General features: G+C 69.9%; 8 protein-coding genes. All 8 read left to right on the forward strand.

What is annotated here, in order from left to right:
* Positions 1–79 precede the first annotated feature (79 nt).
* The 8 genes from PGN14_RS16760 to PGN14_RS16795 all read left to right on the forward strand — a co-directional run bounded on the left by PGN14_RS16760 (position 80) and on the right by PGN14_RS16795 (position 8,952).
* Positions 80–1,585 (forward strand): ATPase domain-containing protein, encoded by a 1,506-nt coding sequence (locus PGN14_RS16760; RefSeq protein WP_335300725.1) that lies wholly within the window; start codon positions 80–82, stop codon positions 1,583–1,585.
* Positions 1,575–3,632 carry a PAS domain-containing protein gene (locus tag PGN14_RS16765; protein WP_335300726.1) on the forward strand — a complete coding sequence of 686 codons (2,058 nt, stop codon included), beginning with the start codon at positions 1,575–1,577 and terminating at the stop codon, positions 3,630–3,632. Before PGN14_RS16760 ends, PGN14_RS16765 begins: the two co-directional genes overlap by 11 nt.
* Positions 3,633–3,790: 158 nt before the next feature.
* The gene (locus PGN14_RS16770; RefSeq protein ID WP_335300727.1) at positions 3,791–4,735 is read left to right on the forward strand and encodes a LysR family transcriptional regulator; all 945 of its coding nucleotides are present in this window, start codon (positions 3,791–3,793) and stop codon (positions 4,733–4,735) included.
* Positions 4,736–4,782: 47 nt separating this feature from the next.
* On the forward strand, positions 4,783–6,027 hold the full coding sequence (locus tag PGN14_RS16775; protein ID WP_335300728.1) for an acyl-CoA dehydrogenase family protein: 1,245 nt from the start codon (positions 4,783–4,785) through the stop codon (positions 6,025–6,027).
* A 114-nt stretch (positions 6,028–6,141) separates the two neighbouring features.
* Positions 6,142–6,495 carry a hypothetical protein gene (locus PGN14_RS16780; RefSeq protein WP_335300729.1) on the forward strand — a complete coding sequence of 118 codons (354 nt, stop codon included), beginning with the start codon at positions 6,142–6,144 and terminating at the stop codon, positions 6,493–6,495.
* 3 nt (positions 6,496–6,498) lie between these two features.
* A complete protein-coding gene (locus PGN14_RS16785; RefSeq protein WP_335300730.1) occupies positions 6,499–7,218 on the forward strand; it encodes an AcvB/VirJ family lysyl-phosphatidylglycerol hydrolase in 720 nt (239 codons plus the stop codon).
* A gap of 86 nt (positions 7,219–7,304) precedes the next feature.
* Entirely contained in the window at positions 7,305–7,736 is a 432-nt protein-coding gene (locus PGN14_RS16790) for a DUF2147 domain-containing protein (protein ID WP_335300731.1), read from the forward strand.
* The gene (locus PGN14_RS16795; protein WP_335300732.1) at positions 7,729–8,952 is read left to right on the forward strand and encodes a lysylphosphatidylglycerol synthase transmembrane domain-containing protein; all 1,224 of its coding nucleotides are present in this window, start codon (positions 7,729–7,731) and stop codon (positions 8,950–8,952) included. Before PGN14_RS16790 ends, PGN14_RS16795 begins: the two co-directional genes overlap by 8 nt.
* Positions 8,953–9,381: the final 429 nt, after the last annotated feature.

Below are 9,381 nucleotides of genomic sequence, written 5' to 3' on the forward strand. Positions count from 1 at the left end.
GCCGCAAACCGGAGCCGCGATAAGGCTTTACCGCGCATGTCGTCGTACCTGCGCGATCTTGCAGGATATATCGCCGCCGATGCCCGCTTCTTCCCCCCGATCTTCCCCCTTGTCCACCGGCATCGCCGGGCTCGACCTCGTCCTTCGCGGCGGATTGCCCCGCGACCGGCTGTACCTGATCGAGGGCACGCCGGGATCGGGCAAGACTACGCTGGCGCTCCAGTTCCTGCGCGACGGCGTCGAGCGCGGGGAGCGCGTCCTCTACATCACCCTGTCCGAAACCGACGAGGAGCTGTCGCTGGTCGCCGCCTCGCACGGCTGGGATCTGGCCGGCTTCGACGTCGTCGAGCTGAATTCGGTCGAGGGCATCCTGGGCAGCGGACGCGAACAGTCGATCCTCCACGCCTGGGAAACCGAGCTGGGCGAGACGATCCGGCTGGTCGAGCGCGAGGTGGAGCGCGTCCGCCCGACCCGCGTCGTGTTCGATAGCCTGTCGGAGATGCGGCTGCTGGCGCAGGATCCGCTACGCTATCGCCGTCAGGTGCTGGCGCTGAAGCAATTCTTCGCGACGCGCGCGATCACCGTCCTGCTGATCGACGACATGACCGCCAGCGAGGGGCGCGACACGCACCTGCACAGCCTGTGCCACGGGGTCGTCACGCTAGAGCGGCTGACGCTCGATTTCGGTGCCGCACGCCGCCGGTTGCAGGTGCAGAAGCTGCGCGGGGTCGACTTCATCGCGGGGTTCCACGATCTTACGATCCGCCACGGCGGGCTGGACGTGCATCCGCGGCTGATCGCGGCCGATCATCACCAGCCGTTCGTGGGCGAACCGGTGTCGAGCGGCGTCCCCGAACTCGACGAACTGCTCGGCGGCGGGCCGCTGCGGGGCACCTCGACGCTGGTGACCGGCCCCAGCGGCACCGGCAAGACGACGATTGCGCTGCAATATCTGTTCGCCTCGTGCGAGCGCGGCGAACCCGCGACCCTGTACCAGCTGGACGAGCGGATCGGCACGCTGCTGACGCGAGCGAAGGCGTTCAATCTCGACCTGCAGAAGCATGTCGACAGCGGCTGTCTGCGCATCGAACAGATCGATCCCGCCGAAATGTCGCCAGGCGAGTTCGCCGCGCGGGTGCGTCGCGAGGTGGAGGGGCGCGGCGCGCGGATGATCGTGGTCGATAGCCTCTACGGCTATCTCGCCGCGATGCCGCAGGAACAGCAATTGATCCTGCAACTCCACGAATTGCTGTCGTACCTGAACCAGCAAGGCATCGTCACCTTCCTCATCAAGCCGCAACAGGGGCTGCTGGGGTCGATGCAGACCTCGCTCAACGTCTCCTATGTCGCCGATACGGTGGTGCTGCTGCGCTTCTTCGAGGCGGAGGGGCGCATTCGCAAGGCGATTTCGGTGCTGAAGAACCGGGCCGGCGCGCATGAGGATGCGATCCGCGAGTTCCGCATCGATCCGCAGGGCCTGCGCGTCGGCGATCCGCTGTCCGGGTTCACCGGCGTGCTGACCGGGACCCCGCACTATATCGGCGACCGCGCGCCGTTGCTGGAAGACCGGCGGCATGGGGCATAGGACGGCCAGCGAAGGCCATCGCGTCCTGATCTGCACGCCGTTCGGGCGCGATGCGGACAGCGTCGTCACGCTGCTCGCCGCGCGCGGCTATGACGCGCTGGCCTGCGCCGATCTGGATGCGGTGGCGGCGTCGATCGACGAACATGTCGGCGTCGTCCTGCTGAGCGAGGAGGCGATGCGCGGCTCCCCCGCCGCGCTCGCGGGCGCACTGGAAGCGCAGCCCGACTGGTCGGAAATCCCGTTCGTCCTGCTCGCCACCCCCCATGCCGGTGCGTTGGGGCAGGATGCGCTGCGGCGGATGGCGGCGGCGCTGACCGGCAATGCGATCGTGCTGGAACGTCCGCTGGGCGCGGATTCGCTGGTGAGCACGATCGCCTCGACGATGCGCTCGCGCCAGCGCCAGTTCGTGCTGCGCGACCGGCTGCGCGACCTGGAGGCAAGCCGCCAGCAACTGGCGCAGAGCGAGGCGGAGCTGCGCGTCATCGCGGACTCGCTGCCGGTGCTGATCGCCTTCGTCGACGCGGACCTGCGCTACCGCTTCGCCAATCGCGCCTATGAGGACTGGTTCGGGCTTTCCCCCGCCGATGTCGTCGGCCGCCATGTCCGCGACGTGGTCGGCGACGATGGCTTTGTGTTGCGCGAACGCGACATGCGACGCGCATTGGGCGGGCAGACGATCCGCATGGAACTGCCGATGCCGCGCCACGACGGGCAGCGGCGCGATGCCGAGATCCGCTATCTGCCGCGCCGCGATGCCGACGACCGGGTCGACGGCTTCCACGTTTTCGCGATGGACGTCACCGACCGCAAGCAGACCGAGGAGGACCTCGCCCGCCGCGTCCACGATCGCACCGCTGCGCTGGAGCGCGAGATGGCGAACCGCACCAGGGCCGAGGCCGCGCTGCGCCAGAGTCAGAAGATGGAAGCGGTCGGACAGCTGACCGGTGGCATCGCGCACGATTTCAACAACATGCTGACCGGCATCATCGGCGCGCTGGACATCATGAAGCGCCGGATCGCGGGTGGCCGGATCGACGATCTCGATCGCTTCATGGACGCCGCCGCCACTTCCGCGCAGCGCGCCGCGGGGCTGACCGCACGGTTGCTCGCCTTTTCGCGCCGCCAGTCGCTCGACCTGCGCCCGACCGCGATCAACCCGCTGGTCCACTCGCTCGACGAGCTGCTGCGCCGCTCGGTGAACGAGAATATCGCGCTTTCGATCGTCACCGCCGACGACGTGACCGGGGCGATGGTGGACGCCAACCAGCTGGAGAATGCGATCCTCAACCTCGCGATCAACGCGCGCGATGCGATGCCCGATGGCGGGCAGCTGACGGTGGAGACGCGGTTGGTTGACCTCTCCCCGGGCGACGTCGCGGCGCAGCCGGATGTCGAGCCGGGGCGCTATGTCGTGGTGGCGGTCAGCGATACCGGCGTCGGCATGGCACCGGAGGTGCTCGAAAAGGTGTTCGACCCGTTCTTCACCACCAAGCCGATCGGCCAGGGCACCGGGCTGGGGCTGTCGATGGTCTATGGCCTCGCGCGCCAGTCCGGCGGGCAGGCGCGCATCCACAGCCAGCCCGGCGTGGGGACGACCGTCTCGCTCTATCTGCGCGCGGTCGATCAAGCCGATCTGCCGGAGGCCGCCGCCACCATCCCGGTCCCGCCGGAGGGCGCCGGGCAGACCGTGCTGCTGGTCGAGGACGACGATGCCGTCCGGCTGCTGGTGCGCGACGTGCTGGGCGAATTGTCCTATGCCGCGGTCGAGGCGCAGGAGGCGCAGGCCGCGATCGCGGTGCTGCAATCCGACCGCGCGATCGACCTCATGATCTCCGACGTCGGGCTGCCGGGAATGAACGGCCGCCAGCTCGCCGACATCGCGCGGCTCCACCGCCCCGACCTGCCGATCCTGTTCGTCACCGGCTATGCCGAGAATGCCGCGATCCGCTCCGGCTTTCTGGGCACCAACATGGCGATGATCACGAAGCCGTTCGCGCTCGACGCGCTGGCGCAGAAGATCTCGGAGATGCTGTCGGATCGCGGATGAAGCGCCTCTCCCCTCCCCTTCAGGGGAGGGGCCGGGGGTGGGGGATGTCTCACCGAGACCATCGATTTTGGCTCGTGACAGCCCCACCCCAACCCCTCCCCTGAAGGAGAGGGGCTTATCCCTCCCCTCAACGGGACGGGCTTTGCTAAGCGATCGCCATGAAGCTGAAATCCCGCATCGACCTCAACCTGCTCGCGGTCTTCGACGCGATCTACACGCGCGCCGGGGTGACGCAGGCGGCGCGCCATCTGCACCTGACGCAATCGGCGGTCAGCCACGCGCTCAACCGCCTGCGTCGCGAGTTCGACGATCCGCTGTTCGTGCGCAGCGGCAATGCGCTGGTGCCGACCGCGCTGGCGCGCGCCATCGCCGCGCCGGTGCAGCAGGCGCTGCGCGGGATGGAAACCGCGTTGGCCAGCGCGCTGCGCTTCGATCCCGCCACCTCGACCCGGCTGTTCCGCATCGGGCTACGCCCCACCGCGGAGGCGCATCTGTTCGCCACCCTGGTCCGGCATGTCGCCGATCGCGCGCCGCAGGTGCGCCTCGCCAGCCTCAACTTCCGCCGCTCCGACCTGGCACACCTGCTGGCGACCGGCGGGCTGGACCTCGCGCTCGACATCCCCGGCCCGCACAGCGCGGGGCTGTGCGCCGACACGCTCGCCGCGGAGGAGCTGGTCGTCGTCGCCCGGCGCGACCACCCACAGGTGCGCGGCGGCATCGACCTCGCCACCTATCTCGCGCTGGACCATGTCATCGCCTCGCCGCGCCCGACCGGCGGCAGTACCGAGGACGAGGCGCTGGCCGCGCAGGGGCACGCGCGCCGCATCCGTATCCGCTGCCAGCATGTCGGCACCGCGTGGCGCGTGGTCGCCGCGACCGACATGCTGCTGACGCTGTCGCGCACCCATGCCACGCACCCGGGCGATCCCGCGGCGATCCAGATCCTGCCGCTGCCCTTCCACGTCGCGCCCCGCCCCCGCCAGCTGTTGTGGCACGAGGCGAGCGACGGCGATCCCGGCATCACGTGGCTGCGCGGCGTGATCCACGAGGCGGTCATGAACCCGCATCATGACCCGGATGCGGCATCGTCATTTTCCCGCTGACCCGCAGCGCGCTACACCGCGCACCGCACATCAGAAGGATCAGACGCGTGAGCGACATCTTCACCCTGCCCGAGCTCAACGACCTGCGCATGTCGGAGGGCGCGCGCCCGCTGTTCGATGCGGTGAAGGCGTTCATCCGCGACGTCGTCGATCCGATGGCGGAGGAGTTCTTCCGCCTGGGCGAGAATCGCCCGGATCGCTGGAGCTACACCGACGAACAGCTGGCGCTCCTCGACGGCGCCAAGCAGAAGGCACGCGCCGCGGGGCTGTGGAACTTCTTCCTGCCCAATGCGGAAACCGGCGAGGGGCTGAGCAACCTCGATTATGCCTATATCGCCGCCGAACTGGGCAAGTCGCCGCTCGCATCGCAGTCGCTGAACTGCTCCGCGCCCGACACCGGCAACATGGAGGTGCTGGAGCGCGTCGGCACGCCCGAGCAGAAGAAGCAGTGGCTGGGACCGCTGCTGGAGGGGAAGATCCGCTCCGCCTATGCGATGACCGAGCCGAACGTCGCCTCCTCCGATGCAAAGAACATCAGCACCAGCGCGGTGCTGGACGGTGACGAATGGGTCATCAACGGCGAGAAATTCTATATCTCCGGCGCCGGCGATCCGCGTTGCAAGATCCTCATCACCATGGTCCGCACGTCGCAGGACGGCCCGGTGTCGCAGCAGCAGTCGCAGATCCTGATCCCCACCGACACGCCGGGCGTCGAGATCGTCGGCCCGATGCTGGTCTTCGGACAGGACCATGCGCCGGGCGGGCACATGCACATCCGCTTCAACGACGTGCGCGTCCCCAAGGAGAACGTGCTGCTGGGCGTCGGCCGCGGGTTCGAGATCTCGCAGGTGCGCCTCGGCCCGGGCCGCATCCACCATTGCATGCGCACGATCGGCAAGGCGGAGGTCGCGCTGGACCTGATGGTGAAGCGCGGCAACTCGCGCACCGCCTTCGGCCAGCCGCTCATCAAGCTGGGCAAGAATATCGAGGTCGTGTCGCGCGCCCGGATCGAGATCGAGGCGATGCGGCTGATGGTGCTGAAGGCGGCGAAGGCGATGGACGTGCTGGGCAATCGCGAGGCGCGTGTCTGGGTCAGCATGGTCAAGGCGATGGTGCCGGAGAAGACCTGCCAGATCATCGACCAGGCGATCCAGATCCACGGTGCGACCGGCATCTCGCAATGGACCCCGCTGGCGGAACTGTATCAGGACGTGCGCCACCTGCGCTTCGCCGACGGTCCGGACGAGGTGCACCACATGGTGGTCGGCCGGAACGAGATCGCGCTGCACTGACCCACACCACGTCATGGCGAGCGTGGCTCGCCATGACGATCGTTTCGCCAACATGACCGATCGCTCATGTTCCGGTCAGGCGCGCGTGACCCGCGCGCCGCCACAAGCACGCGCATGGAGCCCCGCCCTTCCCCTCCCTCCCCGGTGCGCGACCGCGAGGGGCTCGACGAGCGGATCTGCCGGCTGATCTGCCCAATCGCCGCGGCGATGGTCGGTGTGTGCCTGACCGGCATCGGGCTGCTCCACGTCACGCTCGCGATCGGGCGGCGCGCGGGCTTCGCCGACGACCTGCTCGCGGTCGACTCGCTGTTGTTCCTGGTGGCGATGCTGTCCTCCTATATCGCGCTGCGCCGGCTGGAGCATGGCCGCGTCCACACGCTGGAGCGCGTCGCCGACGCCACCTTCATGACCGCGATGCTGCTGCTGACGGTGGCGTGCTTCGTCATCACCTATGCGCTGAACGCCTGAGCCGTGCGCGCCGCATCCCCCCGTCGCTGGCCGTTGCGGATCGCCGGCATCGTCGCATCGCTGCTGGCACTGCTCGTCGGCTTCGTCGCGTGGCTCGGCTATTTCGGCGGGCCGGTCTATCGCGTCGTACCGGCGACCGCGCCGCAGCGACCGATCGCCGCGGTGTTCCTGTCGGGCGATACCGGGCTGAACATGGGCATGGGGCCGCGCGTCGTGACGCTGCTGGCGGCGCACGGCGTCCCCGTCGTCGCGATCAACACGCTGACCGCCTTCGCGACGCGGCGCACGCCGGCGCAGACGGCGGCGCTGGTCGCGGAGGCCGCGCGCCGCGCGCTGGCGCTGCCGGGGGTCGCGCGGGTCGTGCTGATCGGCCAGTCGGCCGGCGCCGACATGCTGCAAGCCGGCGTGGCGGACCTGCCCGCCGCGCTGCGCCCGCGTATCGCGCAGGTGATCCTGACCGTTCCGGGTGACACGTTGCTGTTCAAGGCGACGCCCGGCGGCGTGCTGGACGGCACGCCCGACGGGCCGGCGCTGCCCAGCGCGCGCCGCATCGACTGGGTGCCGCTGTTGTGCATCCATGGCGCGACGGAGGACAACAGCCTGTGCCCGCTGCTGCACCAGCGCAACGTGCGGACGGTCGTGCTGCCGGGCGACCATTATCTGAACCACGATGCGGAGCGGCTGGAGCGGACCCTGTGGGCCGCGATCGCCCCGCACGGCTGATCGCGCATGACCAAACGTTCAGGCACCGGCGACCGCCCTGTCACGCGGCCCGTCCTATCCCCGCCCTTCGCATGAAGATACCGTCCATGACCCTGTTCCCGAGAGTCGCCGCCGCCATGCTGGCGCTCATCCTGTCGGCCGGTGCCGCGCAGGCGCAACCCGCGCCGACGATCTACGGCACCTGGCTCAACCCGCACGGCACGGTGGCGGTGCGGACGGGCGGCTGCGCGCAGGATCGGCTGTGCGGCTGGGTCGTCTGGGCCGATGCGGAGGCGCAGTCGGACGCGCGCGACGGCGGCGTCACGCGGCTGGTCGGCACCGCGCTGCTGGAGGATTACCGCGCCGACGGCAACGGCGGCTGGCAGGGCACCGTCTTCATCCCCGACATGAACAGGCGCTTCTTCTCGAAGATCGAGCAGGTCGACGCCAACACCATGAAGCTGAAGGGCTGCATCCTCGGCGGGCTGATCTGCAAGGCGCAAGTGTGGAAGCGGATCGAGCGCGTCCCCCATGAATGACGTGTTGGCGCTGATGCGCCGGCATCGCCGCGCGCTGTCGGTGGCGATGATGCTGCTGCTCGTCGCGCTGGGGTTCGCCGCGATGGAGGCGGTGACGCGCGAGCTGACCTTCCATCAGGTGCGCGCCAGCATCCGCGCGCTGCCGGGGCCGCGCCTCGCCGCCGCCGCGATCCTCACCGCGCTCAGCTATCTGACGCTGACGCTCTACGACTGGCTGGCGCTGCGCATCATCGCGCGCCCGCTGCCGTGGCGCACCGCGGCGCTGGCGTCGTTCACCAGCTATACGCTCAGCCACAATCTGGGGCTGTCGCTGCTCACCGGAGGATCGGCACGCTACCGCATCTACTCGCGCGCCGGGCTGGACGGTCCGGACGTGGCGCGCGTCATCGCGATCGCCAGTGCCACCTTCTGGGTCGGGATCGTCACTGTCGCCGGCATCGCGCTGACGCAGCGCGAGGGCGCGATCGTGTTCGCGGGCGTGGCCCTGCCGCAAATGGTGGCGCACGCGCTGGGGCTGGCGATCGTGGCGCTGGCGGTGGCGCTGGTGGTCGCGTGCGGGCGTGCGCGCCGCCCGGTCCGCCTGTGGCGCTTCACCCTGCCGCTTCCCACCGCGAGACAGGCGCTGGCGCAGATCGGCATCGCGGTGCTGGATACCGCCGCCGCCGCCGCCCGCGCTGTTCGTGCTGATGCCCGATGCCGCGCCCGCGCTACTGCCCGCCTTCGTATTGGCCTATGCGCTCGGCGTCGTTGCCGCGGTGCTGACGCATGTTCCCGGCGGGCTGGGCGTGTTCGAGGCGGTCGTGCTCGCGGTCATCCCCGGCGACCGGGTGACGGTGTTGGCGGCGCTGATCGCCTATCGCCTGATCTACTACCTGCTGCCGCTGGCGGTCGCGGTCGCGATCCTGGCGTGGCGCGAGGGCGCGGCACGGCGCGCCCTGCCCGCCCGCCTGCTGCGCGAGGGGCGCGACGCGGCGGGCGGGGATCGCGCCGCTGGTGCTGTCGGCGGCGACCTTCGTGGGCGGCGCGATGCTGCTCCTGTCCGGCTCGCTGCCCGCGCTGCACGCGCGCATGGGGTTGCTGTCGCGCATCGTCCCCCTGCCCTTCATCGAGGCGAGCCATATCGCCGCCAGCCTGGTCGGCACCGGGCTGCTGCTGCTGGCGCCCGGCCTCTACCGCCGGCTCGACGGCGCGTTCGTCGCCACGCGCGCGCTGCTGATCGGGGGCGCGATCTTCTCGCTCGCCAAGGGGATCGATTACGAGGAGGCGACCGCCTGTCTGACGCTCGCCGCGCTGCTGCAATGGACGCGCAGCGCCTTCTATCGCCGTACCGCGCTGACGCAGACGCCGCTGTCCGGCGCATGGCTGTTCGCGGTCGCGGTGGCGCTGGCGGCGGCGACCTGGGCGGGCTTCTTCGCCTATCGCCATGTCCCCTATGACGATGCCTTGTGGTGGGACATGGCGTGGGCACGGCGATGCCCCGCGCTTCCTGCGCGCGACGCTCGCCGCCGCGGTGCTGCTGTCCGGCGTGGCGGTGTGGCGGTGGCTGGGTCCGGCGCGCGTGCCGGCGCAGGAACCGGCCGACCCGGCTGCCGTCCAGCGCATCCTGACCAGCGCCGAGCGCACCGACGCGATGCTGGCGCTGACC

It is taken from the genome of Sphingomonas adhaesiva (assembly GCF_036946305.1).
In the GTDB taxonomy this organism is placed as follows: Bacteria; Pseudomonadota; Alphaproteobacteria; order Sphingomonadales; family Sphingomonadaceae; genus Sphingomonas; species Sphingomonas adhaesiva_B.